This is a genomic window from Pseudoalteromonas sp. 19-MNA-CIBAN-0066, assembly GCF_040308705.1.
Classification (GTDB): domain Bacteria; phylum Pseudomonadota; class Gammaproteobacteria; order Enterobacterales; family Alteromonadaceae; genus Pseudoalteromonas; species Pseudoalteromonas nigrifaciens.
The window spans coordinates 1-211 of record NZ_JBEONZ010000477.1 but is presented as its reverse complement, the minus strand read 5'-3'; the positions used below and the strand labels follow the sequence as shown (position 1 = coordinate 211).

1 protein-coding gene is annotated in these 211 nt (G+C 43.6%); it reads left to right on the top strand.

Features of this window, described 5'->3' with window-relative positions; all coding sequences use genetic code 11:
* Nucleotides 1-211 (top strand): IS66 family transposase zinc-finger binding domain-containing protein (locus tag AAEZ18_RS19890; RefSeq protein ID WP_350595978.1); only part of this gene is annotated, 211 nt, incomplete at both ends.

Genomic DNA, 211 nt, shown 5'->3' with positions numbered 1-211 from the left:
GCAGAGCAACAATCCATTAGCTATACCCGTAAAAAGCCGGTGCGTAAGCCACTGCCAAAAGACTTACCTCGTGAGCAAGTTATTCACGACATCATCGACAAAACCTGTGATTGCTGTGGCGGTGAGCTACATAGAATGGGTGAAGATAAGTCAGAAAAGCTTGAGTTCATACCCGCTAAAATCAAAGTGATTGAGCATATTAGGCCTAAAT